Here is a 25,464-nt window from a genome sequence, read left to right as displayed (position 1 = left end):
ATTAAGATTATCGTAACATTACGCTCGTAAACAAATATTAAATGCAGGAAGATAAAAATATCACAGAAGTAAAGATTAAAGATCAAAAGGTTATTCAAAATACAGAATTAAACATTTGGGAGGCGCTAATTCCTGTTTTTGCATTGATTGGTATGTTAGCATACAATATTTATGTTTATGGTGATGATGCCTTAAGTGGTAGTAATCAATTTATTCTTCTTATGGGTGCAGCAGTTGCCGCAATTGTTGGGTTTATGAATAAGGTGACTTACAAAAGAATGCTAGAAGAAGTTGCTGAGAATGTAAAATCTACTACAGGAGCACTTCTTATACTATTAATGGTTGGTGCACTAGCAGGTACTTGGTTAGTAAGCGGTATTATACCAACAATGATTTATTATGGTCTTCAAATTTTAAATCCGACGATATTTTTAGCGGCTTGTGTTATTATTTGTGCAATCATATCTATTGCTACAGGTAGTAGCTGGACTACATCTGCAACGGTCGGTATAGCATTAGTTGGTATTGGTGAAACATTAGGGATTTCTATGGGTATGACTGCAGGTGCTGTTTTATCTGGCGCTTATTTTGGTGATAAAATGTCACCATTAAGTGACACTACCAATCTTGCTCCTGCTATGGCTGGAGGAGAATTATTTAGTCATATTAAATATATGGCTTATACCACTATTCCTACTATTGTTATAACATTAATCATATTTGTAATTATAGGTTTAAATTTAGATACCATAGGAACACCACAAATTGCTGATAAATTGACAGCAATTGATAACGCCTTTAATATAAGCCCATGGCTTTTTATAGTGCCAATTGTAGTCATATTTATGATAATTAAAAAGACACCTCCTTTAATTGCTTTACTTATTGGAGCACTTTTAGGTGGCATAACTGCTATTATTGCACAACCAGAAATTATTGTATCTATTGCTGGAGCTGAATCCTTAAGTTTCCAATCTGCATATAAAGGTGTAATGAATGCTTTAACAGTTGATACTGCTGTCACAACTACAAGTGCAGAATTAAATGATTTATTTACCGCTGGTGGAATGAAGGGAATGTTGGGTACAATTTGGTTAATTGTCTGTGCTATGGTTTTTGGTGGTGTGATGGATGCAATAGGTGCTTTGTCTAGAATTACAGATGCACTTTTAAAAATGGCAACCTCAATATTTGGATTGTTCGCAAGTACCGTAGTGAGTTGTCTTGCATTAAACTTAACGGCATCAGATCAATATTTAGCTCTTGTCGTGCCAGGTAAAATGTTCAAAAAAGCATATGAAGATCGTGGTTTGGCTCCAGAAAACTTGAGTAGAACTCTAGAAGATTCAGGCACAGTTACTTCTGTTTTGATACCATGGAATACGTGCGGTGCATATCATTCAAAAGTGTTATTTGGATATGCTGGTGCCACTGCTTACATTCCTTATGCTTTCTTTAGTATCATAAGTCCTTTTATGACCTTACTTTTTGCTGCGTTTAGAATTAAAATTAAACAACTTTCAGATAAATAGTAATTAAGATTTTAAGAGATCCGCGATGTCTTTTAAATTGCGCTCTAAAGCGTAATCTAGGGCTGTCTTACCCTGGTTATCCTTTACTTCCTTATTCGCTTTATTTGCTAATAATGTCTTTACAATTCCTTGGTGACCATATTGTACTGCATAGATAAGTGATGATATTCCGTTATTATTAATAGCATCAATATCTGCTCCGTTTTCCAATAAAAGCTTAACTAAATCCAAGTTTCCTTTAAAACTCACACCAATTAGTGCTGTATTACCTGAAGCATCCTTAGCGTTAATTTCAGCACCATGCTCTATTAGAGATATAGCTATTTCAGCTTTATCAAAATAAGTTGCATATATTAATGGTGTAAAACCACGTGCGTCATTTGTGTTCGCCACTTCAGGACTGTTTTCTAATTGGGCTTTTATATTTTCAATATTCCCAATTTGAATTGTTCTAAAAAAAAGCTCAGTCGCATTCATTTTTTTAAATTTTATGATAAAAAAAGGAATGCTTACCTAAGTATCGCACCCCTTCTTTTTCATTTGCTATTAATCAAGTACTATTATAAATCAAAGCGGTCTAAATCCATAACCTTAGCCCATGCCTTAACAAAATCATTTATGAATTTTGTTTCACCATCATTGGCACCATAGACTTCACAAACGGCCCTTAATTCTGTGTTAGATCCAAAAACTAAATCTGCTCTTGTACCTTTAAACTTCAATTCACCTGTTCTACGATCTCTACCCTCAAAGTATTTCTCATCCTCTGATGTTTCACTCCAAGTATAGGTCATATCTAATATATTTTTAAAGAAATCATTAGATAAACTACCTACATTATCTGTAAATACTCCATAATCAGAATTATCGAAATTTGTGCCTAACACGCGCATTCCACCAACAAGAACAGTCATTTCTGGTATTGTTAATGTTAATAGGTTTGCTTTATCAATTAACAGGTCTTCAGCTTTTGCTTCTGCATTAGCATTTTGATAATTTCTAAATCCATCTCCTACTGGCTTTAAGTAATTGAATTGCTCAATATCAGTTTGCTCTTGAAGTGCATCACCACGTCCTTGAGAAAATGGCACTGAAATATCATACCCTGCCTTTTTAGCTGCTTCTTCAATACCAGCATTACCGCCTAATACAATTAAATCTGCAAGCGAAATCTCACCGCTAAATTCGTTTATTATACCGTTATAAACATTCAAAACATTATTTAGCTCTTCTGGGTTGTTAACCTTCCAATTTCTTTGAGGCTCAAGTGCAATGCGTCCTCCATTAGCACCACCACGTTTGTCAGAATCACGATATGTGGAAGCTGAAGCCCAAGCAGTTTTAACTAATTCAGAAACTTTTAAACCCGACGCCAATATCATTTTCTTTAATGAGTCTATATCAGAAGTGCTTAACTTATAATTTACTTGAGGAATTGGGTCTTGCCAAATTAATTCTTCAGATGGTACTTCTGGACCAACATACCTAATTTTTGGACCCATATCACGGTGTGTCAATTTAAACCATGCTCGAGCAAATGCATCCTCAAAAGCCTTGTGGTCTTTATGGAATCTTTTAGATATTTCCAGATAAGCTGGGTCCATCTTTAGTGCGATATCAGCTGTTGTCATCATTAACGCTTGCGTACCATTACCAATTGCTGTTGGAGCCATTCGGGATTTAGATTCAGCTGCAGGCGTCCATTGGTGTGCACCAGCTGGACTTTTTGTAAGCTCCCAATCATAATTCAATAATACGTCAAAATAATCAGCATCCCATTTTGTTGGATTTGGTGTCCAAGCCCCTTCGATACCGCTCGTTATAGCATCTTCTAATACACCAGTCTTATATGTGTTTTTCCATCCTGTACTCATCTCTGCCATTGTTGCGCCATGAGGCTCTGCACCAACGTATTGCCCTGGATCTGCGGCACCATGTGCCTTACCAAAAGTATGTCCACCAGCAACCAGAGCAACAGTTTCTTCATCGTTCATTGCCATACGACCAAAGGTTTCTCTTACATCATGAGCAGAAGCTAACGGATCTGGGTTACCATCTGGCCCTTCAGGATTTACATATATCCAACCCATCATAACAGCTGCTAATGGATCTTCCAAGTCTCTTTTTGTTGGATCTTTTTCTCCATCATATCGTGCTGCATTTTCTCCCCATTCAGTTTCACTTCCCCAATACACATCCTGTTCTGGTTCATAAATATCTTCACGTCCACCAGAAAAACCAAAAGTTGGGAATCCCATAGATTCTAAAGCTACATTTCCAGCTAAAATCATTAAATCTGCCCAAGATAGCTTGCTTCCGTATTTTTGTTTAATAGGCCATAATAACAAACGTGCTTTATCCAAGTTTCCATTATCTGGCCAACTATTAATTGGAGCAAATCTCTGATTTCCTGTAGCCGCTCCTCCTCGACCATCACCAACTCTGTAAGTCCCTGCACTATGCCACGCCATACGAATCATTAACCCTCCGTAATGCCCATAATCCGCTGGCCACCAATCTTGTGAATCAGTCATTAGATTGGTTAAATCTTTCTTTAACTCATCATAATCTATCCCTTTAAACGCTTTAGCATAATTAAAATCTTCTCCATAAGGATGATTCTTTTTAGCGTGCTGCCTTAAAATATTAAGCTTAAGCTCGTTTGGCCACCAATCTCTATTATTGATACCATGACCTGCAGTTGATTTCTGATTTCCTGCTAAAAAAGGACATTGACTTGGGTCTCCACTACTATTATTCATTGATTCTATATTTTGTGATTAACACTTATTTCTATGCACTGTAAAGTTATGAAATTATGTATTTGAGAATTGAAAGTATATATACTATATTTTTATTTTCTAATAGGAATTATCAATAACTACATTATTTAGAATTGTTTTAAACAATGGTATTCGAATTCGTTTTGTTTAATATTTAAGGTTTTTACATGAATTTTGTAGATAAAAACTTAAACACATTTGTTAAAGACTTGCAATGCATTGCTTTGCGTATTACTTTTATAAAAAAAATCGCTTATGCTATTGAAAAAGACAAACATTGAAGAGAGATTACAGCGCTTAAAAAACAAACAGAATAATGAGCATTTAATACTTGATGCGGTTTATAATATTCTGGAAGAAGACAATAATAAAGATTCTCTTATTATTGACACATTATCTTCACATAATTCTTCAGACAAAAACGACTTTGAATTTGATCTTTTAGAAACAAATAGAATTTATCATATAAACCAAATAAAGGAAATATGTATAGATTATAGATTACGTTTTTTGGACTCCAAATATTTTAAAGGTGAGCTTCCTTATGAAGCAATATCTAAAATTAAATCTATAGAAAAAGATCATAACACCAAGCTAAACGGATTTAAGATAATTGCTCCTTCTAAATTGTTTAAATTAGAAAATGCTGATGATCCATTACTCTTTGCCCCAATTGGCAATGGTTATTACTACCTTATCCATAAATGGGGAAATGATTTAAATCCATTTAGAAAATTATTAATGTGGCCTTATAAGAGTTTTGGTAATTTAATTGTCGCTACCCTTCTTATAAGTTTGATCGCTACTGGATTATTCCCTGAAGGTATTTTTTCTAACAAGCCGAATTCTGCACAGGCTGGAATGATTTTCTTTTTTATTTTTAAGTCAATTGCAGCAGTAGTACTTTATTATGGTTTTGCAGCTGGAAAAAATTTTAATACTGCTATTTGGAATAGCAAGTATTTTAATGCCTGATATTTGTCATGTAACATTCTTAAAAATTTCGTAACTTATAGGTATAATATTAATATCATCTAATTATGAGCGAATCAGAATATACCAAAATATACTACGGCAATTTTATTTTAGTAACTAGAGTTAAAGATGAACTTGAAAAAGCTGATATAATACCTATAATAAAGGATGAGGGCGAATCACAACGTTTAGCAGGTTACGGTTCCATGAATCAAGGGTTCCAAGAAGTATATGTGCATAATGATGAACTAGAAAAGGCTAACGTCATTGTTGAAAAGGTAAAAGCTGAGATGGAAGCTTCGGCTTAATTACCCAATAGGTAACATTTATACGGTCTGAGCATACATTTTTTCTCGTTGCTCCTTTATTTTTTTGTCACCCATGTATTCATCAAATGTCATGTATCTGTCTATTACACCATTTGGAGTGAGTTCAATTATTCTATTACCAACGGTTTGGGCAAACTCATGGTCATGAGTGGTCAACAAGACCGTACCTTTAAAATTCTTTAAGGAATTATTGAATGCTGTGATACTTTCTAAATCTAAATGATTAGTTGGCTCGTCTAACATTAATACATTAGCCCTAATCATCATCATTCTACTAAGCATACAGCGTACCTTCTCACCACCTGATAATACATCAGACGTTTTTAAAGCTTCTTCTCCACTAAAAATCATTTTACCTAGAAATCCCCTAATGTAAACCTCTTCTCGCTCCTCTTCTGTTGTTGCCCATTGGCGCAACCAATCCACCAGTGTTAATTTATTATTGAAATACTCACTATTATCTAATGGAAGATACGATTGTGTAGTTGTAACTCCCCAAGCATATTTTCCGGCATCTGCCTTCTCCTTACCATTTATTATTTGGTAAAATGCTGTTGTTGCCCTAGAATCCTTAGAATATACTACAACTTTATCACCTTTGGATAAATTAAGGTCTATACCTTTAAATAATAGTTCACCGTCAAGACTTGCAGTTAGGCCTTCAATATTTAAAATTTGATCACCTGCTTCCCTCTCACGTTCAAAAATTATTGCTGGATATCGTCTACTAGATGGCTTAATATCTGATATATTTAATTTATCAATCATCTTTTTTCTACTTGTAGCCTGTTTAGACTTGGCAACATTTGCAGAGAAACGACGGATGAATTCCTCTAGTTCCTTTTTCTTCTCTTCTGCTTTTTTGTTTTGCTGTGCGCGCTGTTTAGCAGCTAATTGAGATGATTGATACCAAAATGAATAGTTACCAGAGAAATGATTAATCTTACTAAAATCTATATCTGAAATATGGGTACAAACCGCATCTAAGAAATGCCTGTCGTGGGAAACAACAATTACACAATTGTCATAATTGGCTAAAAAATGTTCTAACCAAGAAATAGTCTCATAATCTAAGTCATTTGTAGGCTCATCCATAATTAGAACATCAGGATTACCAAAAAGTGCCTGTGCCAGCAAAACTCGGACTTTCTGCTTACCATCCAAATCACCCATTAAACTGTAATGTAATTCCTCTTTTATTCCAAGGTTAGATAACAACGCAGCTGCGTCACTATCAGCATTCCAACCATTCATTTCTTCAAATTGTACCTGCAACTCTCCAATCTTTTCCGCATTCTCATCAGTATAATCTGCATATAAGGCGTCAATTTCTGTTTTGAGTTTATAAAGTGGTTTGTTTCCTTTTAAAACAGTTTCTATAACTGTATCCTCATCATGTTTATTATGATTTTGTTCTAAAACAGACATACGTTTTCCAGGTTCTAAATGAACATGCCCAGAAGTTGGATCCATTTTTCCTGACAAAATCTTTAAAAAGGTAGACTTACCAGCGCCATTTGCTCCAATAATTCCATAACAATTACCACTATTAAAGGTAGTATTTACCTCATCGAATAGTATGCGTTTACCAAATTGTACTGATAGATTAGAAACTGATAACATTTTGTACTTTTTAAATTCGCGACAAAAGTAGAAAATTAAAGCTACAAGACGAAATAATCATACACTATAACAAGATTTAACGAGGCCTTAACAACAGATGAATGTTTCAAGACATATTTTTGTTCAACTAACAATGGCTAAAACACTTATTTTAATACGAACTGTAAGTCTTTTTATAGGACTAATTGCAATGACTTTTGGATGTAAATCAAAAAGCACATCTGAAGGCGATATTGCATTTTTAGGCGGTGAGATTGTTAATCCTAAAAACAAGAGTGTTGTACTTTACAATACAGATGGTAAAGTTGTTGATTCTTTTAACCTTGACGCTAATAATAGATTTAAGCATAAATTCACAAATTTAAACCCAGGATTATATTCTATTACACATGGTGGTGAATATCAAATGGTTTTGCTAGAACCAAATGATAGTGTAATGTTTAGATTAAATACTTATGATTTTGACGAATCATTGGTTTTTACTGGAAAGGGTGCAAAAAAGAACAACTATTTAATCAAGACTTATCTTTCTAATGAGAAAGAAGCAGACAAGTTAGTAGAATATTCTAAAATGGAACCTGAAGCCTTCCACACTTTTATTGAAGATCGAAGACAACGCCATTTAGATAAACTTTATGCTTTTTTAGAGTTAAACCAGCAATCTGATTTTTTTAAATCTATTCTAGAGGCAAATATCAATTACAATAATTTTGCCGACAAAGAGATTTATCCGTTTGCTTATTTTGGAAATAATAAATTGATTCATGTTAAGGATTTACCTGAACAATTTTATGCGCACAGAAATGAAATTGACTATGATGCAAATCACTTAAGTCGTTTCTTTTCTTACAATCGGTTTTTATTTTCACATATTGATAACCTCGCAATAAGTTCATTTTATGAACATAATGAATTTCATAGTATGTTTGATAGACACTCAATGGAATACAACAAATCAAAATTAGACTTGATTGATAGTATTATTACCGATGAGGTCATAAAGAATAATCTTTTAAAATATAAGGCAAGAAATTACATTAGCCATAATCATACAGAAGTTGAGGCTAACGAATTATTAGAGTATTATCTCAGCAAAAGTACAAATGAAGAAGACAAGACCTATATGAAAGATTTAGTTGCTTCTTTAAAATTACTTAGACAAGGAAATCCATTACCTAACCTCGAAATTGTAAGTTTTGATGATAAAGAATACCAATTAAATTCTATGATAAAAAGACCTACAATAATTTATTTTTGGTCTTCTAACTCAAAGGCTCAATATAGAAATAGTCATTATAAAGTTAATTCTTTAAAGAAAGATTTTGATTATATGGATTTTGTATCCATTAACGTAAATGATAATGACGACAAGTACTGGAAAAAAATAATTAGTAATTACGATTTCTTAACTACAAGTGAATATAAGTTTAAAGACTCTAATAAGGCTAAAAAAATATTAGCGGTAAATTACTTGAACAAAGCTATAATTGTGGATGAAAATGGAATTATTCTTCATCCAAATGTTAATATCTTTAAATCAGATTTTTCTGAAAAACTAGAAGAGTTATTACAAAAAAAGCACCTTATTAAATAAGATGCTTTTGTTATTCATTTATGGAATGTACTAATTTCCTTTTTTATAATCCGCAAGGAATTTTTCCAATCCAATATCTGTTAAGGGGTGCTTGAGCAATCCAATTATAGAGCTAAGTGGTCCGGTCATAACATCAGCACCTAATTTAGCACAATCTATAACATGCATTGTATGTCTCACAGACGCAGCTAAAATTTCTGTTTCAAATGCATAATTATCATATATATGACGAATTTCAGCAATTAAATTAAGACCATCTGTTGAAATATCATCTAACCTACCAATAAATGGCGATACATAAGTAGCACCTGCTTTAGCTGCCAAAAGTGCTTGTCCCGGAGAAAAAACCAGTGTTACATTTGTCTTAATTCCTTTATCAGAAAAGTACTTACAAGCTTTAATACCATCTTTAATCATAGGCAGTTTAATAACAATCTGGTCATGTAATTCTGCGAGTGCCTCACCTTCTCTAACCATACCTTCGAAATCTGTTGATATTACCTCTGCAGACACATCTCCATCTACAATGTTACAGATATCCACATAATGTTTTAAAATATTATTTGTACCTGTAATACCTTCTTTTGCCATTAATGATGGGTTTGTAGTAACACCATCAAGTATACCCATATCTTGAGCCTCTTTAATTTGGTCTAGATTTGCAGTATCAATAAAAAATTTCATGCCTATATAATTTGAATTGTTGAGTTTTAAAGTTGGCGCGAATTTACAACTAATAGGTAGTTTTATTCTGTATTCTTATTAAAAATATATTAACAACTTACTAAAAGGAAAATGTAACTATTCTTCAATAATCAAAGTATAGGTTTTAGATGTAGAATAATTGCATAATCTGTCATCAGCACCATCATCTCTAAAGGGCCCATCTACATCTACAAAAATGGTAATTTCAAAAGTTCCAACTTCGGTAGGTGTCCCTTCGATACTTATGGTTCTGAAGTTTACAAAATAATCCATCCCTAAAGGCAACCCTTTTACATCGAAATAATAGTCATAATCTTGGTCTCTAGGTTCATTATTTATCTCAGCTTTTAGATCTATATAATAATAAGTTTCTGTTGATCCTATGGGGAAGGTTTTGTTTTCCAATTCTGGTTCTCTCGGAATAATACAATCAAAAACATCATCACAACCAAAAAATGAAATCGAAAAAAGAAATAGTAATAATATTCGGAGTTTTTTCATAATAGCTAATTTGATTTAGATACATCAAACAGCATACCAATTTTAATTAAAGTTTATAATGATTCATTAATAATCTTTCATAAACTTTATCAGGCAATATTCGTTTTAACACAATGGAAAATTTTTGCATAAATGCTCCTACCTTATAATGAATCCTTGGCTTAGGGTTATTCATTATTTTTAGGATTGCTTCAGCCATTTTCTTAGGGTCGCTTCCTTCATCTACATGATCATCCATCGTTTTTAATGAAGCCCCATATTGGGTCTTATAGGGTGAATTATTTAATACAGGAGCGTGGTATCTACCTGAAGCGATATTGGTTGCGAAATCTCCAGGTGCAACATTTGTCATTTCTATATTAAATGGTTTCAACTCCATTCTAAACGCTTCTGTAATAATTTCCAATGCACCTTTACTTGCACTATAAACGCCTCGATATGGTAAACCCATATATCCTGCAATAGAAGTAATATTAATTATGAGACCTGATTTATTTTTGCGCATGCTAGGAAGCACAGCTTTAATTACATTTATTGGACCAAATAGATTTGTTTCGAAATTACGCCTAATTTCTTCCTCAGGAATTTCTTCTAATGGACCGGTAATACCAGCACCAGCATTATTGATTAAAACATCTATTTTTGACGCCTTTGATAAAACTTCATCTACACATTTACTAATAGTCTCAGCTTTGGTAACATCTAATGCAACAAGAGGAAATTTACTTTCTTTATAATTTGTGGGATTTCTACTAGTACCAAAAACAACAAAACCCTTCTCATCAAGAAATTCACCAATAGCTTTTCCAATTCCAGAAGATCCACCTGTTATTAATACTACTTTAGACATATAAAAAATGTTGTGAGACTTCGAAAATACAAATTTATAGGAGACTTTATTGTACAAAAAAGGGCAAGCTACCTACATCACACCGCTACGACCGCGTACCTTTGCTGCGTTCCCGCCCTGGAGGATTAAGCAGGAGCTGGTTGTGTAGGACTTGCCCGGCGGCAAAGATACAATCTTTTAATACTTTAGCAATGATTTTTAATCTGAATTTTAATTTAATAACTTGGGCAAAAATTAAAGAAAATAATGCGTTTATATAAATATATCATTGTCATTTGTTTGAGTCTTTTTCTTGCTAATTGTGGCGAAACAAATGCATCTAAACAAAGTGGACTTTCTATTAATACTATTTCAAAAACTATTACTCTTGGCGATCAATTAGGCCTTACAATAAACAATCCTAAAAAGCTAAATATAGAGTCTGTTTCATTCAAGATGAATGAAAAAGACATTGAGCCAAATCATGCCTTAAATTCAATTCATCTGGGCAAGAATACTATTAGTGCGGTAGTAAGTTTTAATGACAAAACTGAGACAATAACTAAAGAAATAGAAGTTTACAATAATAAGCGTCCAGATATTTATACTTACGAAATAATTAATACTTACCCTCATGATATTTCCTCTTATACTCAAGGTTTAGAGTTTTATAATGGAGAACTCTATGAAAGTACAGGACAACGTGGTGAATCTAAATTAAGAAAACTAAACTTTGAAACTGGAGAGGTTTTAAAAAATTTAAATCTTGCTGATGCATTTTTTGGTGAGGGTCTTACCATTATTAATGATAGTATATATCAACTTACATGGCAAAGTAAAAGAGGTTTTATTTATGACATAAATACCTTCGACAGATTAGGTACCTTCAATTATGGCAGCAGTAACGAAGGTTGGGGATTGTGTAATGATGGAAAGCAACTATATAAGTCTGATGGTACGGAAAAAATATGGTTTTTAAATAAGGAAAATCTTATCGAAAATGGTCATATTGAAGTTTATACAGACAAAGGGAAAATACCAAGTCTAAATGAGCTAGAATGGATAAACGGAAAAATTTATGCCAACATTTATCAGCGAAACGGTGTCGTTATCATCAATCCAGAAAACGGTGCAGTTGAAGGTGTTATTGACTTTAAACCATTGAGAAAACTAGTATCTCAACACACTGACCTAGATGTATTAAATGGCATTGCTTATAATCCAGAACGAAAGACAATTTTTGTTACAGGTAAAAATTGGGACAAACTTTTTGAGGTTAGTATAAAGAAAAAATAGATTTCAGAAAATTAATCCATTAACTCTTAATTATGATCCAGTTTTTAAAAAGGAATAAAAAATTAAATAAGCTAATAAGTATACTCTCTCCAAAAAGTTTAGAGACAAGATTGCAATTAAGAGCAGCTGACGAAACTTGTGATTATATTGAAAAAAATATGTTACTAGTCCATTCAAATATTTCTAGGAATGCAGTTTTAAAAACTGCATTGAAACATGTAACAATTGATGGTCAATATTTAGAATTTGGTGTTTTCTCAGGAAAAACAATCAATTTAATTGCTAAAGAGAATCCAACCAAAAAAATATATGGTTTTGATTCTTTTGAAGGTTTGCCTGAATCTTGGAGAGATGGATATTTACCAGGTCACTTTGATAGAAAAGACAGTCTTCCTAAAGTACTTAAAAATGTAAATTTGATTAAAGGTTGGTTTTCGGAAACATTACCTAAATTCATAGAAGAGAATAAAACAAACGTTGCTTTTCTTCATATAGATTGTGATATATATTCGTCCACAGTAACAGTATTAGAACTCTTAAAACCTTTTATAAAGCAAGATTCAATTATAGTTTTCGATGAATATTTTAATTATCCGGGTTGGAAAGATGGTGAATATAAAGCCTTCAAAGAATTTACGGATTTGCACAAAATTAAATATGAATACATCACTTATAATAGATATTCTGAACAAGTAGCTCTCAAGATAAATCAAATTTAACTTATCAAACTCTTGCAAATATTCGAAAAAGACTTAATAGTCACCAAGGCAGATCTAGATCAACTCAATCATGTGAACAATGTACGTTATGTACAATGGGTTCAAGATATTGCAGAAGCACATTGGACCAAAAACACCCCAAACAAAATACTAGAGCGTTACTTTTGGGTTTTAGTAAGTCATCTCATTGAATACAAATACCCAGCAGTTTTAGGTGATGCTCTGAAACTTAAAACTTATGTTTTAAAATCTGAAGGAGTAACTTCTATTAGAATTGTTGAAATTTATAATGCAACTTTAAATAAGTTGCTTGTAAAATCAGAAACAAAATGGTGTTTTATGGATAAAGAAAAACAAAGACCAACACGAATCATTTCTGAAGTAGCTAAATTATTTGATTAACATTTATTTAGGTTAAAGTTTCATTAAGGCGTTATTGAATTGTATACAAAATACTTTTCTTTATTCTATTAATCACATTTAATGCGCCAATACCTTTATTCGATACTACTACTCCTTTTCAGTATTCAGATAACAAGCGCTCAAATACTTAAAGCAAAAGTATATGATGCAACAACGACAGTTAAAGGCATTAAAGTCTATAACAAAACTCAAAAAAGAATCACAGCTACTGATGATGAAGGTAATTTTTCCTTACCTGCAAAAGTTGGTGATAGCATAAAGTTTCAGTCCCTATTTCACCATCCTAAAACTATTGCGGTTTCAAAATCTCACTTTAGGGAAACAACTATTTTTGAACTCAAAAAAATAATAAATGAATTAGACGTAGTTGAAATAGAATCAGAACCAAAACAACCTGTCTTTGTTTTAGAATCGTATAATACAGAGCTACAAGATTTAATAAAAGAAGATATAAAACGAAATCCTCATTTATACACACCCGAAGGTGCAAGTTATGGTGTTGATTTTGTTTACTTAATTGGTCAAATCGCAAAACTTTTCAAAAATAAAAACAAATACAGGACAGCGATTTATCAGCCTCTATCCTATCGTCAACTTGATTCTCTTTTCAGTAATAGTACACTTTTCAATGAAAGATTAGTCCATGAAGACTTAAATATTCCAACCGATAAAACTAAACTCTTCTTTGATTTCTGTACTGCACAACAGATAAGTTCAGAGCTACTAAAAGAAAAAAAACAAATGGAGTTATTAGAATTGTTAATGACTAACAGCAAAAACTTTTTAGCAATATTAGACGAGTTCGAAAAAACCAAATTGAAAAAAGACTAGAGCAAGTACATATTTCTTTTAAAATCATAATAAATCATAACTTCAAAAGTTATATTTTTAACCAATAATTATTCAATTATTTTTTATGAAGCGATTGCTTTCATTCTTTCTTTTTTTTGGAATTATAGTTTTTTGGAGTTCTTGTAGAAATGATTTTGAATTCTCACCAAGTACTGGAAACTTAGGTTTTGCCAAAGACACAGTGTATTTAGATACGGTTTTTACAAATATTGGATCAAGCACTTATAATCTTAAGGTGTATAACCGTAGTGATGAAGATATTGTTATACCAACTATTCAGCTAGAGAATGGCATTAATTCCTTTTACAGAATGAATGTAGACGGTTCTACAGGATTACAAGGGTCTCAAGAAGGGAAATTCTTTGAAAATGTGGAGTTATTGGCCAATGATAGCCTTTTTATCTTCATAGAAACCACAATAGATATTGAAACATTAACTGCATCAGATACTCAGTTTCTATATACCGACAAAATATTATTCGATTCAGGCAACAATCAACAAGATGTGGATTTAGTGACTTTGGTAAAAGATGCTATTTTTATTTATCCCAATAGGGATACCACAACTGGTATTATAGAAACGCTCACCTTTGATGTAGATGGAGATGGAAATCCGGATGAGACTACATTACAAGGTCGGTTTTTAGAAAATGATGAACTAACATTTACCAATGAAAAACCTTATGTTATCTATGGATATGCTGGAATCGATGAAGGTAATACATTAACTATGGAGGCTGGTGCAAGAGTTCACTTTCATGCTAACTCAGGTATTATTGTAACTAATGGTGCATCCTTAAATATTAATGGCTCTATTAGTGCTGATCACGAAATTCTAGAAAACGAAGTCATTCTTGAAGGTGATCGCTTAGAACCATTATTTACAGATGTGCCAGGACAATGGGGAACCATATGGCTATTTAATGGAAGCATAAATAATACGATTAATTATGCAACTATAAAAAATGCTACAATTGGTATTTTATCAGAGGGTAATCAAGATGTACCTAATGATAAATTGATTATTACAAATTCTCAAATTTATAATTCTAGTGCATTTGGTATTTTAGGAAGAGCAACATCAATTACAGGAGAAAATGTAATTATAAATAACTCAGGGCAATCCTCATTTGCAGGAACATTAGGTGGTAAATACAATTTCACACATTGTACAATCGCTAATTTTTGGAATAGTAGTTTTAGACAGTTTCCGGCTTTGCTATTAAATGACTATGTTGAAGATGAAGAAGGTGTAACGATTACAAATGATTTGGTTGAAGCTAATTTTAATAACTGCATTGTATACGGTAATGACAATCCAGAATTTTTCTTAGATAGTAGAGGAAGTGTTTTCAATTTTAAATTCACAAATTGCTTGTTGCGCTTCGATAATGATAATCTAGCCAATACTGGTAACTACATGTTTGGTGATAGTAACTTCTATGAAAGTAACATTTTTAATATAGATCCCGATTTTAATAATGGGTTCGAAAACCTTATGCAAATTGGAGAAGATTCAGGTGCCAATGGTATAGGTTTACCGTTATTTGCATTACAAGTTCCTAATGATATCTTAGGAATAGTTAGAGGCGCTTCACCAGATGCAGGTGCTTTTGAAAGTATTCCATTCGAAGATTAAAAATCAATAAAAAAGCCTTACACCAAAAATGTAAGGCCTCTTATTTATTTTCTATGTATTAAGCATTAAAAAGTGGTCTTCCGCTCATCAATTTGTTAACTTTCACTGCTACACCTTCGAGTACAGTTTCATTCTCATAATTAGTAATAACCTCGTCAATTAAATCTACAACATACGCCATATCATTTTCTTTTAATCCTCTTGTAGTAATTGCAGGTGTACCAACTCTAATACCAGAAGTAACAAATGGGGATTCTGTATCAAACGGCACCATGTTTTTATTCACGGTAATATCTGCTTTTACAAGAGCATTTTCTGCATCTTTACCTGTAATGTTCTTATTACGAAGATCAATAAGCATCATATGATTATCTGTACCACCAGAGATTAAGTTATAATCTTTGGCAACAAACGCACGTGCCATAGCATCGGCATTTTTCTTAACTTGTAACATATAATGTAAAAAGTCATCACTTAATGCCTCACCAAAGGCAATAGCTTTGGCGGCGATGACATGTTCTAGTGGGCCACCTTGATTACCAGGAAAAACTCCAGAATCTAACAATCCAGACATTTTACGCAACTTTCCACTTTTTAGGGTAATTCCAAATGGATTATCAATATTCTCTCCCATCATAATCATGCCACCTCGTGGTCCTCTCAATGTTTTATGTGTTGTGGTCGTAACTACATGGCAATGTGGCATTGGATCATTTAAAATACCTTTTGCAATTAGACCAGAAGGGTGTGATATATCGGCTAACAAAACTGCACCAACATTATCAGCTACTTCTCTAAACTTGGCAAAATCTATATCTCTAGAATATGCCGAAGCACCTGCGATGATTAATTTTGGTTGCTCCTTCTCTGCTACATCAGATAACATATCATAATCAATATATCCAGTATCTTTTTTAACGCCATAAAATGTTGGCCTGTATAATCTTCCTGAAAAATTTACTGGAGAACCATGTGTCAAATGACCTCCATGAGATAAATCAAATCCTAAAATAGTATCACCAGGTTTAATACAAGCATGAAAAACTGCTGTATTTGCCTGACTACCTGAATGTGGTTGTACATTAGCATATGCTGCACCAAACAATGTTTTTGCTCTTTCAATTGCAATCTGCTCTACCTCATCAACTATTTCGCAACCACCATAATAGCGTTTACCAGGATATCCTTCTGCGTACTTATTGGTTAATACTGAACCAGTCGCTTCCATGACCTGTTCGCTAACAAAATTTTCAGAGGCTATAAGCTCTATCCCATCTGTCTGGCGTTCTCTTTCAGCCTGTATAAGTTCAAAAATTTGTTCGTCGCGTTGCATAAATTTTGTCTATATTTAAATGAAAATCAAAAATAGTAAAACATTAGTTTTAATATTAAAAATTATGTAGGTTTGAATAGAAATTAATGAACATTTAATCAACAAAAGTATTATGCCGTTATCAGCAAATAACCCAAATAGAAAATCTTGGTTATACGTCAATAAATATTCTGATTTTCCAATTCAGAACATTCCTTTTGGTGTTTTCCTTACTAGGGAAGATATTATTACTATTGGAACAAGAATTGGAGATGCAGCAATTGACTTAGGTGCTATGCATCAATTGGGCTATTTTGATGGAATTCCGTTAACTGATGACATCTTTCTACAGGATTCATTGAATGATTTTATTGCTGATGGTAGAAAAACTTGGCGCGCTGTAAGAAATAGAGTTGCTGAAGTATTTGATGCTAATAATGAAACATTAAAAAATAATACGAAACATAAAGAGATCATCTGCTTTAGATTAGATGAAATTGAAATGCAAATGCCAATCCACGTTGGTGACTATACTGATTTCTATGCCAGTAAGGAACATGCCACAAATGTAGGTTCCATGTTTAGGGACCCAGAGAATGCTTTAATGCCTAATTGGGTACATATGCCTGTAGGTTATCATGGCAGAAGTTCGTCAATAATTACAACTCATATTCCTATTAATAGACCACAAGGGCAAACTTTACCAGAAGGTGCTGATAAACCTGTTTTTGGTCCAAGTAAATTAGTGGATTTTGAAGTAGAAATGGCTTTTATTACTACTGATGCTAACGATTTAGGTGAACCAATTCCTGTTGAAGAGGCTGAAGAATATATCTTTGGATTAGTCTTGTTAAATGACTGGTCTGCAAGAGATATTCAGAAATGGGAATACGTACCATTAGGGCCATTCTTAGGAAAGAATTTTGCGTCGTCCATGTCACCTTGGATTGTTACGTTAGATGCTCTAGAACCTTTTAGAGTAGAAAGCCCAAAACAAGATCCAAAACCATTACCATATCTTCAAACTAAAGGAAAGCATAGCTTTGATATTCAATTAGAGGCTGGTATTGTTCCAAAAGGCGGAAAAGAAACTACGGTTTGTAAAACAAACTTTAAGCATATGTATTGGAACATGGCTCAACAATTAGCGCATCACACCATTAACGGTTGTCCCGTAAATTCAGGAGATTTGATGGGTAGTGGAACAATTTCAGGACCAACAGAAGATTCGTATGGATCCATGTTAGAACTTACTTGGAAAGGTTCTAAACCAATTAAAATGAAAGATGGTAGTGAACGCAAGTTTATAAACGACTATGACACCGTTGTAATGCGTGCACATGCTGAAAATGATGATGTCCGTATTGGTTTTGGACAAGTAAAAACACAATTACTTCCTGTTTTTAAGAAATAATAAGCAACGGCAAATAAAATAAAATCAAAAAGAAGGCTCACTTTCAAAAGTGAGTCTTTTTTTAGTTATGGGATGTTCAAAACTTAATTGCTCAGCGTGCAGATGCAACCTATCTGCTCGCTCACCATAAAGATCATCACCAACAATTGGTACATTTAATCCTCTATGATGTGCAGCATGGACTCTCAATTGATGCGTCCTACCTGTAATAGGATAAAAATTAACTCTCGTTTTACCATCAATAACTTCTAATACCTCATATTTGGTCTTGGCTGGTTTACCATGTGTTTCACAAACAAGTTGTCTCGGTCTGTTATTAAGATCTACCCGTAATGGTAATTCAATAATGCCACTAGGTTCATTAAGTTCACCATCAAGTAAAGCTATATAACGTTTTTCAATACTTGGCTCTATAAATTGTTTTTGAAGGTTTTTGTGTGTCTTCTCATTCTTGGCAACGAGTAATAAACCTGAAGTAGACATATCAAGTCTATGAACCAATAATGGACCTTTAGCTTCGGGAATATAATCTTGTATTCTGGTTAAAACTGAATCTTTGATTAATTTCCCAGGAACCGATAAAAATTCATGAGGTTTATCAACTAATAGTAAAAATTGGTCTTCGTAAATAATGTTTAGCTCTACTTCAGTATTGGTTGGTTGCTCCATAGGGTTTGGTGCAACATTCAAACCTTTCATCATATGTCCCAAAATGGGCTCGCACTTACCACGACATGATGGATAGAATTGTTTATGACGTCTCACTTCTGACTTTGGTGAAGCGCCCCACCAAAATTCAGCCATAGTAATAGGTTTTAATTCGTTCTCAAATGCAAACTGAAATAATTTTGGTGCCACACACTCTCCAGCACCAGCAGGTGGTTGTTCTAGTTGTGTAGAGTTAAAAATTGAAATTAGTCCTTTACTTTCACCCTTGAAGTTTAAAAACTGATATTGCTTATGTATCTCTTTTTGTAACCTAGCAGATTTAACCTTACGTTCCTGTTTTAGTGCATTCATTTCTCCCTCTAAACCATCTAAAACTTTACTTTGTTCATCAATCTTATGTTGCCATTCGGTTTTTAAATCTCTTAATCTAAAGTGGTAATAAATACTTTGCTTTTTAAGGTCTTCTAATAAATATTGATAATGCTTTTCTTTTAACTTAACCTTACCCTCCGCCCTTTCTTCATCACGTTTCTTCTTTTCATTTTTTTGTAATGCTTTAAAATCCTTTAGTTCTATTTCGAATTGAGATTTCAATTTCTCAAGGTTCTTTTTGGCTTCAATATATTCCGAAGCAGATTCTAAAGATTCAAGTTTAGCATTGATACTATTTAACTCTGCTTCCCCTTTTTTATAAAAACCAGTTTTATCTAAAGTATCATAGATGGGTGGCACGAAACCTTTAATAAAATTCTGCTCAGCCAATTTACCAGAAAAGCCTGCGAGGTAGCCAAGATTTTTATTTCGGTCTTCAACTATCATGACGCCAAACATCTTTCCTATTGGCAATCCTGAACTAGTTTCATCCAATCCGAAGTTATGTTCAAAATCTATTTGCCTATCCAAATATTCCTGAATTTCCTCAGAGGCTAATACACAAAGTTGATGTGGTTCATAATAAAAAGGATAGGTGAATTCTTCGGGCAAATCCGTTACAGACACCTTATTAAGACTATGCAAATATGAACCATCAGTTTTAAACATTTTGCAAATTTAATGGATTGCAATACATCGAAAACATAAATGTACTTATAAGTTTGGCATGATGATTGGAATTTCTCTTACATAACCTTTAAAATACAAGATTATGAAACGATTTTTACTATTTACAGTCCTTGTTTCGGTACTCGTATCTTGTAGTGCCAAAAAACAAATAGAAGAAGCTATTAGCCATGGTAACTATGACCATGCCATTTCAGAGGCTTTAAGAAAACTTGAGAACAACAAAGACAAAAAACGTAAACAGGCATATGTTATTATGCTAAAAGATGCTTATGATAAAGTTCTTGAAGAAGATTTGTTACGAATTTCTCAATTGAAGAAAGATGGCAATCCTGAGTTATATAAAATAATATATGAAAGTTACGTAGACTTGGAGGAAAGACAGAATGCAATAAAGCGAATTATGCCTTTAATTATTGACGGTAAAGCAATAAGCTTTGATTTTAATGATTATAGTAACCCATTGGTTGAATACAGATATAAAACTTCTGATCATTTAATGGACAAAGGATTAAATCTTCTAGATACAGGATTAAAACGAAATGCTAGAGAGGCTTATGGTTTATTTGAGTATGTAGATGATATTAATCCAAATTTTGAGGATGTTAGAGTACTTATGAATGAAGCACATATAACAGGAATGAATTATGTGCATGTATCAATTGCAAATGAAACACATCAAATGATACCTCAGCGATTAGAAACTGAACTTTTGGATTTTAATACTTACGGCATTAACCAGTTTTGGACAACTTACCATGTTGTACAAGATGATTCCCTGCAATATGATTTTGCAATGCAATTAAAACTAAAGCGAATTAATGTATCGCCAGAAAGAATTAACGAGAGACAACTAATAAGGGAAAGAGCAATTGTAGATGGTTGGGAATATCTTTTGGATGATAACGGTAATGTTGCTAAAGATAGTTTAGGTAATGATATAAAAATTGATAAAATCATTACTGTAAGAGCCAGATTTTTTGAAGTATTGCAAACCAAGTCTGCTCAAGTCATTGCAGATGTTGTTTATACAGATTTGAGACAAAATCAAATCGTAGATTCATTTACACTAGATAGTGGCTTTGTTTTTGAAAACGTCTTTGGGCGATTTAGAGGTGACAGAAGAGCTCTGAATAGAGATGACAGAAATTTATTAAGACAAAGACAAATAAGATTTCCAACAGATGAACAAATGGTTTTTGATTCTGGTGAAGATTTAAAACAGAGACTAAAGCAAGTCATAAACTCTTATAGAATTGAAAGTTAAAATTAAAACCTCCCAAAATTGGGAGGTTTTTATATGTCTAAGATTTACCTAAAGTCTCAATTAATGCCTCACAACCACCTTTTCTAATATATTCAGAATGATCACTAAAATTTTTAAATTCTTCACCTGTTATTTTTTTACATGATATTTCAGAAGTTGTAATTTCATTAAATGATTTAAGAATTCTTTTAGCAATCTTATTATTAAAATAAGGTGGCAGTTTTTTAGGGTTATTGCGACACCACTCTAATGTTTTCATCCAAATTGCAGCACTCAATGCACCACAAGCATTTCCACTAAGACCTAGACCGCCTGCAAAACCAGCCACCATTAGAGCTTCTTCATTGGTTCCTCCCATTTTTTTAACAACTTCTGAAGCACAGCTAACTGGAGCCATTGTTAATTTAATATGATCCTGTTCCAATCCTTTCTTAGCTGATTCTATAGCTTCTGGCGCCCATTCTTCTGCAAGATTAAAGCACTTACTGTTTTCCATGCCTTTTAAATAGGTATTTATCATTAATCTAAATATACCAGCTAGATTACTAATACTGTAGCCTAATATTTCCTTACAATTAACCGCTTTTGACCTGTTCTTAAAAGATTCAAGAACATATTGAGTGGCTGTTACAGCCACAGCTATCGCCTTATCTTTGTCCTTATGTTTTCTGTAAGTTTCAGCTCCAACTGCTAAAGTAGCTCCCCAAAGCATACCACATTGATGACCTTGGTTCAAAATACCACCTGCAAGAGGATTAAGGGCTGTTTCGGCCAATTCATTCGGATAACCAAATTCACGGTTTAAAATATTTGCAAACGTATTTGAACATGCTCCACATTCTTTAAAGGTTTCTTTTGCCTTTATATTTTTACTTGTAGATAACTCCATTATATTCTCATTTCTATTAGAGTCTAATAAGGTATTAATAAGAAGTAATTTATAAACTGATATTAATCAATAAGGCATAAATTGTCCTTTCACGTAACTAATAATTATATTTCTAATAATCTATTCAATTGAGAGGATTTTTCTATTCAACTAAAACTTTATTTCTTTAATCCTCTTTATTTATTTAATTCTAAGATAAATATGTATCTTAGAGACGCTATTAATCCTATATGAAACGAAAAACAAAACTTCTTTTCAGAGATGCGTTTCTCTCTACTATTCTTTCTTGTATTTTATTAGGGCTGTTATGGTCTATAGTTTTTTTTAATAGTAGATTTTTTAACCCAATACATCAAGCATTTGAAGATTTTAGTTTTTTAGATGTGTTTTATTCAGAAAAACTAGAGGAAAGCAACAAAATTGCTGATGATGTAATTTTGTTGAATATCGAAAATCATGGAAGAGATATTATTGCGCCTTTATTGGAGACTATTCTAGAAGAGGATCCAAAAGTTGTTGGCTTTGATGTTATCTTAGAAAAGCATCAAACACACAATTATGCAGATACGCTTCTAAGAAAATTACTGCAAAATGAAAAAGTAATTACTTCATTTAGTTATGAAAACAACACTATAATTAATAACGAATCCTTTTTTAATCTCCCTAAAGAATCTGGCTTTGTAAACTTCAATTATAATGATAATACCAATGTAATAAGGGAATTTGAAGCATATAAAGAAATAGCAGGGAAAACACGCTCCTCATTTGCAACCATGATTGCTAAAAAGTACTTGAAATCTAAAAAATGGAAAAAATATAACTATGAGGAGAAACTACAGGATGCTCAATACATTAAATACAAAGGTAATATTGAATCTTTTCCAGTATTGACAGCCAACGACTTTTTATTTGGTGAATCTAAATCCTTCTTAAAAGACAAAGTTGTTATTATCGGTTATTTAGGAAAAGAGAATTCTGACAATAAAAGTGACATAAATGATAAGTTTTGGACACCATTAAATAGCAGAATAGCTGGTAAAAGCGATAGAGACATGTATGGTGCAGTTGTACACGCCAATATAGTTGATATGCTTATTAATAATGATTTAATCCATAAAGTTTCTAATTTATGGCTTGGCATAATCACTTTTGTTTGTATGTATCTCTCTACCATGTTTTATATGAAGCTTAACAAAAAGTATAAAATTAGTTACCGCACAAGAAAACAGACTTATCAGTTTATTTTTTCTGTTAGTTTATTGGTACTAGTATTTTGGCTTCTGACTATAGATATTTTACTAAGACCATTTTTAATTATTGTAGGTGTATTAGTTGCTGGCAGTTATTTTAAATACTATAAGCATTTAACACGTCACCTTAATACTAAACGAAAATTTAAAACTTATTTAAAATAATGAAGTTACTACTAAAAATCCTCCTTCTAGGACTAATATGCTCCAATATGTCCTTGGCTCAAAAAAATCATTTATTTGTTTTAAAGTTTGAAGGCGAACCTAATATCATTCATAATGATACCACTCAAATTGTAACAAACGGTTCTGTTATTAAAAAGAAATCAAAACTTGTAATGCATAGAGATGATGTGGCAGTATTAATAAACAACAAAGGGGATGTTTTTGAGTTGTACCAAACTGGTACTTTTAAGCATAAAGACCTACTGAAATTATCACCTAAGAAAAACAACAACTCATTCAGTAGAAATTTAATAAACTATTATTGGAAAGAATTTACCAATACAATGAATAAAGGCTATAGTAAAAGTGGTTTTGTTTATCGAGGCGACTATGTAAACTTATTACAACCATTAGACAGCACAACTCTTCATTCTGGTGAAATTAAATTTGAATGGACTGCTATAGAGAACAAAACCAAACCCTATTACTTTATTTTAAGGGAAAAAGACGCTGAAAAAGTGACTAAAATAGGGACTCATGATACAGCTATTTCCCTTTTCATAGATGATATAAACCTTAGCTATGGTAAATCTTATGAGTGGACTGTTGTAGAAAGTAAATATGAAAACCTCGATAAGCTAGATTATAGCACATTTAACCTACTCAGCAAATCAGCATACCAATCCAAGCAAGAAGAACTTGCTACACTATCTGATTTTTTAAAATCCTTAGGTTATAAACCTGAGGAAATTAAAACCATGTTATGTGCTGATTATAAGACTTGTCTCAATTAATAATTTTAATTTTTAATAAATCTTGTTTTATAAACCTGGTCATCTGTTTTAATCTCAAGTAGATAAGTTGCCACCTCTAGTCGGGAAATATCAAGATCGCTTCCCGTAAAGCCTTGAACATTCAAAACAATACGGCCACTAAGGTCAATTACTGTTATCTCTGCTTCTCTATCCAGTCCCGTAATATAGAGTGCATCCTTTGCGGGATTAGGATAGATCGACACCGTTGATATATCATTTAATTCCGCGGTACCCAAAGAATCAAATACAAAGCTTGAACCTCCTGGTGTAAGCCCGCCATAATAGTCCTGAGTCAGGTTGCCATCGTTCAGATCTACATTTATGGTCTGCGACAAGGTAAATCCATTGGAGGCAAGACCTGTCATAATAGGGTCGTTATTGTCCAGAATCTCAATTACCCAATCTTCCGAAACCGTGCCAACATCTACCGAAAACATTGGTATTCCTATACCAGCTGTACTTGGCTGGGTTAAAAGAGAAGTTGGTGCTGGCAATGTGAAAACCAGAAGATCTTTTGATCCATCCCCAACACCGAATGCTGATAGGATAGCAAGACCAGTAAATGAGACGTTTACAGTCCATTCTGTTCCAAACAAGGGTGTCAAGCTATTTGCTTCCAGGCCAATACCGCTTGTAATAGCCATAGTGACGCGTATATCGCTGTATTCCGGATTTGCATTGGTAAAATCCGGTGTGGCCACAAAGGTAATCTCTTCAGGATTGCCAGTTCCGTTATAGTCACTGATAATACCAAAGGTGTATTGCTGAGCATTTATACCAGCAAAAAATGTTAAAGAGAAAAAGAGTAATAATCGTTTCATATA

The 25,464-nt window shown here is 32.9% G+C and carries 23 protein-coding genes and 1 other RNA gene; 13 read left to right on the top strand and 11 right to left on the bottom strand.

Features of this window, described 5'->3' with window-relative positions:
* Nucleotides 1–41: 41 nt before the first annotated feature.
* Nucleotides 42–1,532, top strand: coding sequence for a Na+/H+ antiporter NhaC (nhaC, locus tag ACFWV9_RS09060; protein WP_411894889.1), 1,491 nt, complete (start codon nt 42–44; stop codon nt 1,530–1,532).
* A gap of 3 nt (nt 1,533–1,535) precedes the next feature.
* On the opposite strand, the gene ACFWV9_RS09055 is transcribed toward nhaC, so the two are convergent.
* Entirely contained in the window at nt 1,536–2,009 is a 474-nt protein-coding gene (locus ACFWV9_RS09055; protein ID WP_411894888.1) for an ankyrin repeat domain-containing protein, read from the bottom strand.
* Nucleotides 2,010–2,092: 83 nt separating this feature from the next.
* The gene (gene katG, locus ACFWV9_RS09050; RefSeq protein WP_411894887.1) at nt 2,093–4,294 is read right to left on the bottom strand and encodes a catalase/peroxidase HPI; all 2,202 of its coding nucleotides are present in this window, start codon (nt 4,292–4,294) and stop codon (nt 2,093–2,095) included.
* Nucleotides 4,295–4,570: 276 nt separating this feature from the next.
* Between katG and ACFWV9_RS09045 the strand changes: the two genes are divergently transcribed.
* Nucleotides 4,571–5,290, top strand: coding sequence for a hypothetical protein (locus tag ACFWV9_RS09045; RefSeq protein ID WP_411894886.1), 720 nt, complete (start codon nt 4,571–4,573; stop codon nt 5,288–5,290).
* Nucleotides 5,291–5,355: 65 nt separating this feature from the next.
* Nucleotides 5,356–5,598, top strand: coding sequence for a putative signal transducing protein (locus ACFWV9_RS09040; RefSeq protein ID WP_411894885.1), 243 nt, complete (start codon nt 5,356–5,358; stop codon nt 5,596–5,598).
* An 18-nt stretch (nt 5,599–5,616) separates the two neighbouring features.
* Here ACFWV9_RS09040 and ACFWV9_RS09035 read toward each other — a convergent pair whose 3' ends face one another.
* Entirely contained in the window at nt 5,617–7,242 is a 1,626-nt protein-coding gene (locus ACFWV9_RS09035; RefSeq protein WP_411894884.1) for an ABC-F family ATP-binding cassette domain-containing protein, read from the bottom strand.
* Nucleotides 7,243–7,375: 133 nt separating this feature from the next.
* On the opposite strand from ACFWV9_RS09035, the gene ACFWV9_RS09030 reads away from it, so the two are divergent.
* Nucleotides 7,376–8,836 carry a TlpA family protein disulfide reductase gene (locus ACFWV9_RS09030; protein WP_411894883.1) on the top strand — a complete coding sequence of 487 codons (1,461 nt, stop codon included), beginning with the start codon at nt 7,376–7,378 and terminating at the stop codon, nt 8,834–8,836.
* Nucleotides 8,837–8,866: 30 nt separating this feature from the next.
* Here the strand turns inward: ACFWV9_RS09030 and fsa are convergent, their stop codons facing one another.
* The 4 genes from fsa to ffs form a co-directional block, all read right to left on the bottom strand.
* Entirely contained in the window at nt 8,867–9,520 is a 654-nt protein-coding gene (fsa, locus tag ACFWV9_RS09025; protein WP_411894882.1) for a fructose-6-phosphate aldolase, read from the bottom strand.
* 117 nt (nt 9,521–9,637) lie between these two features.
* On the bottom strand, nt 9,638–10,042 hold the full coding sequence (locus ACFWV9_RS09020; RefSeq protein WP_411894881.1) for a hypothetical protein: 405 nt from the start codon (nt 10,040–10,042) through the stop codon (nt 9,638–9,640).
* 46 nt (nt 10,043–10,088) lie between these two features.
* The gene (locus ACFWV9_RS09015; protein ID WP_411894880.1) at nt 10,089–10,892 is read right to left on the bottom strand and encodes an SDR family oxidoreductase; all 804 of its coding nucleotides are present in this window, start codon (nt 10,890–10,892) and stop codon (nt 10,089–10,091) included.
* A 58-nt stretch (nt 10,893–10,950) separates the two neighbouring features.
* Nucleotides 10,951–11,049: signal recognition particle sRNA small type (ffs, locus tag ACFWV9_RS09010), an RNA gene on the bottom strand.
* A gap of 89 nt (nt 11,050–11,138) precedes the next feature.
* On the opposite strand from ffs, the gene ACFWV9_RS09005 reads away from it, so the two are divergent.
* From ACFWV9_RS09005 to ACFWV9_RS08985, 5 genes are all read left to right on the top strand, one after another.
* Entirely contained in the window at nt 11,139–12,167 is a 1,029-nt protein-coding gene (locus tag ACFWV9_RS09005) for a glutaminyl-peptide cyclotransferase (protein WP_411894879.1), read from the top strand.
* Nucleotides 12,168–12,199: 32 nt separating this feature from the next.
* Entirely contained in the window at nt 12,200–12,886 is a 687-nt protein-coding gene (locus ACFWV9_RS09000; RefSeq protein ID WP_411894878.1) for a class I SAM-dependent methyltransferase, read from the top strand.
* 12 nt (nt 12,887–12,898) lie between these two features.
* Entirely contained in the window at nt 12,899–13,288 is a 390-nt protein-coding gene (locus tag ACFWV9_RS08995; RefSeq protein WP_411894877.1) for an acyl-CoA thioesterase, read from the top strand.
* 81 nt (nt 13,289–13,369) lie between these two features.
* The gene (locus ACFWV9_RS08990) at nt 13,370–14,140 is read left to right on the top strand and encodes a hypothetical protein (protein ID WP_411894876.1); all 771 of its coding nucleotides are present in this window, start codon (nt 13,370–13,372) and stop codon (nt 14,138–14,140) included.
* An 85-nt stretch (nt 14,141–14,225) separates the two neighbouring features.
* Nucleotides 14,226–15,800 carry a hypothetical protein gene (locus ACFWV9_RS08985; RefSeq protein ID WP_411894875.1) on the top strand — a complete coding sequence of 525 codons (1,575 nt, stop codon included), beginning with the start codon at nt 14,226–14,228 and terminating at the stop codon, nt 15,798–15,800.
* Between the two features lie 58 nt (nt 15,801–15,858).
* On the opposite strand, the gene glyA is transcribed toward ACFWV9_RS08985, so the two are convergent.
* On the bottom strand, nt 15,859–17,133 hold the full coding sequence (glyA, locus tag ACFWV9_RS08980) for a serine hydroxymethyltransferase (RefSeq protein WP_411894874.1): 1,275 nt from the start codon (nt 17,131–17,133) through the stop codon (nt 15,859–15,861).
* A gap of 112 nt (nt 17,134–17,245) precedes the next feature.
* Between glyA and fahA the strand changes: the two genes are divergently transcribed.
* Complete coding sequence (gene fahA, locus ACFWV9_RS08975; protein ID WP_411894873.1) at nt 17,246–18,526, top strand: fumarylacetoacetase; 1,281 nt, start codon at nt 17,246–17,248, stop codon at nt 18,524–18,526.
* Between the two features lie 24 nt (nt 18,527–18,550).
* Here fahA and ACFWV9_RS08970 read toward each other — a convergent pair whose 3' ends face one another.
* Nucleotides 18,551–20,236, bottom strand: coding sequence for a pseudouridine synthase (locus ACFWV9_RS08970; RefSeq protein ID WP_411894872.1), 1,686 nt, complete (start codon nt 20,234–20,236; stop codon nt 18,551–18,553).
* 103 nt (nt 20,237–20,339) lie between these two features.
* Here ACFWV9_RS08970 and ACFWV9_RS08965 point away from each other — a divergent pair, with 103 nt between their 5' ends.
* A complete protein-coding gene (locus ACFWV9_RS08965) occupies nt 20,340–21,521 on the top strand; it encodes a hypothetical protein (protein ID WP_411894871.1) in 1,182 nt (393 codons plus the stop codon).
* A gap of 37 nt (nt 21,522–21,558) precedes the next feature.
* Here the strand turns inward: ACFWV9_RS08965 and ACFWV9_RS08960 are convergent, their stop codons facing one another.
* Nucleotides 21,559–22,410, bottom strand: a complete 852-nt coding sequence (locus tag ACFWV9_RS08960; RefSeq protein ID WP_411894870.1) for a C-GCAxxG-C-C family (seleno)protein — start codon at nt 22,408–22,410, stop codon at nt 21,559–21,561.
* A 230-nt stretch (nt 22,411–22,640) separates the two neighbouring features.
* Here ACFWV9_RS08960 and ACFWV9_RS08955 point away from each other — a divergent pair, with 230 nt between their 5' ends.
* Together ACFWV9_RS08955 and ACFWV9_RS08950 are read left to right on the top strand one after the other, a co-directional pair.
* Nucleotides 22,641–23,825, top strand: a complete 1,185-nt coding sequence (locus ACFWV9_RS08955) for a CHASE2 domain-containing protein (RefSeq protein WP_411894869.1) — start codon at nt 22,641–22,643, stop codon at nt 23,823–23,825.
* Nucleotides 23,825–24,619, top strand: a complete 795-nt coding sequence (locus ACFWV9_RS08950) for a hypothetical protein (protein ID WP_411894868.1) — start codon at nt 23,825–23,827, stop codon at nt 24,617–24,619. The genes ACFWV9_RS08955 and ACFWV9_RS08950 overlap by 1 nt, the downstream gene beginning before the upstream one ends.
* Before the next feature lie 5 nt (nt 24,620–24,624).
* Here the strand turns inward: ACFWV9_RS08950 and ACFWV9_RS08945 are convergent, their stop codons facing one another.
* The gene (locus tag ACFWV9_RS08945) at nt 24,625–25,461 is read right to left on the bottom strand and encodes a T9SS type A sorting domain-containing protein (RefSeq protein WP_411894867.1); all 837 of its coding nucleotides are present in this window, start codon (nt 25,459–25,461) and stop codon (nt 24,625–24,627) included.
* Nucleotides 25,462–25,464: the final 3 nt, after the last annotated feature.

Origin of the sequence: Winogradskyella sp. A2 (assembly GCF_046762865.1) — a bacterium.
GTDB lineage: Bacteria > Bacteroidota > Bacteroidia > Flavobacteriales > Flavobacteriaceae > Winogradskyella.
This window is presented reverse-complemented; position numbering and strand designations above follow the sequence as displayed.

Coding starts and splice junctions, on each gene's coding strand:
- ACFWV9_RS09040 (WP_411894885.1), top strand. CDS start 5,356: ATGAGCGAATCAGAATATACCAAAATATACTACGGCAATTTTATTTTA.
- katG (WP_411894887.1), bottom strand. CDS start 4,294: ATGAATAATAGTAGTGGAGACCCAAGTCAATGTCCTTTTTTAGCAGGA.
- ACFWV9_RS08950 (WP_411894868.1), top strand. CDS start 23,825: ATGAAGTTACTACTAAAAATCCTCCTTCTAGGACTAATATGCTCCAAT.
- ACFWV9_RS08990 (WP_411894876.1), top strand. CDS start 13,370: ATGCGCCAATACCTTTATTCGATACTACTACTCCTTTTCAGTATTCAG.
- nhaC (WP_411894889.1), top strand. CDS start 42: ATGCAGGAAGATAAAAATATCACAGAAGTAAAGATTAAAGATCAAAAG.
- ACFWV9_RS09030 (WP_411894883.1), top strand. CDS start 7,376: ATGGCTAAAACACTTATTTTAATACGAACTGTAAGTCTTTTTATAGGA.
- fahA (WP_411894873.1), top strand. CDS start 17,246: ATGCCGTTATCAGCAAATAACCCAAATAGAAAATCTTGGTTATACGTC.
- ACFWV9_RS08955 (WP_411894869.1), top strand. CDS start 22,641: ATGAAACGAAAAACAAAACTTCTTTTCAGAGATGCGTTTCTCTCTACT.
- ACFWV9_RS08945 (WP_411894867.1), bottom strand. CDS start 25,461: ATGAAACGATTATTACTCTTTTTCTCTTTAACATTTTTTGCTGGTATA.
- ACFWV9_RS09020 (WP_411894881.1), bottom strand. CDS start 10,042: ATGAAAAAACTCCGAATATTATTACTATTTCTTTTTTCGATTTCATTT.
- fsa (WP_411894882.1), bottom strand. CDS start 9,520: ATGAAATTTTTTATTGATACTGCAAATCTAGACCAAATTAAAGAGGCT.
- glyA (WP_411894874.1), bottom strand. CDS start 17,133: ATGCAACGCGACGAACAAATTTTTGAACTTATACAGGCTGAAAGAGAA.
- ACFWV9_RS09015 (WP_411894880.1), bottom strand. CDS start 10,892: ATGTCTAAAGTAGTATTAATAACAGGTGGATCTTCTGGAATTGGAAAA.
- ACFWV9_RS09005 (WP_411894879.1), top strand. CDS start 11,139: ATGCGTTTATATAAATATATCATTGTCATTTGTTTGAGTCTTTTTCTT.
- ACFWV9_RS09000 (WP_411894878.1), top strand. CDS start 12,200: ATGATCCAGTTTTTAAAAAGGAATAAAAAATTAAATAAGCTAATAAGT.
- ACFWV9_RS09045 (WP_411894886.1), top strand. CDS start 4,571: ATGCTATTGAAAAAGACAAACATTGAAGAGAGATTACAGCGCTTAAAA.
- ACFWV9_RS08965 (WP_411894871.1), top strand. CDS start 20,340: ATGAAACGATTTTTACTATTTACAGTCCTTGTTTCGGTACTCGTATCT.
- ACFWV9_RS08985 (WP_411894875.1), top strand. CDS start 14,226: ATGAAGCGATTGCTTTCATTCTTTCTTTTTTTTGGAATTATAGTTTTT.
- ACFWV9_RS09035 (WP_411894884.1), bottom strand. CDS start 7,242: ATGTTATCAGTTTCTAATCTATCAGTACAATTTGGTAAACGCATACTA.
- ACFWV9_RS09055 (WP_411894888.1), bottom strand. CDS start 2,009: ATGAATGCGACTGAGCTTTTTTTTAGAACAATTCAAATTGGGAATATT.
- ACFWV9_RS08970 (WP_411894872.1), bottom strand. CDS start 20,236: ATGTTTAAAACTGATGGTTCATATTTGCATAGTCTTAATAAGGTGTCT.
- ACFWV9_RS08960 (WP_411894870.1), bottom strand. CDS start 22,410: ATGGAGTTATCTACAAGTAAAAATATAAAGGCAAAAGAAACCTTTAAA.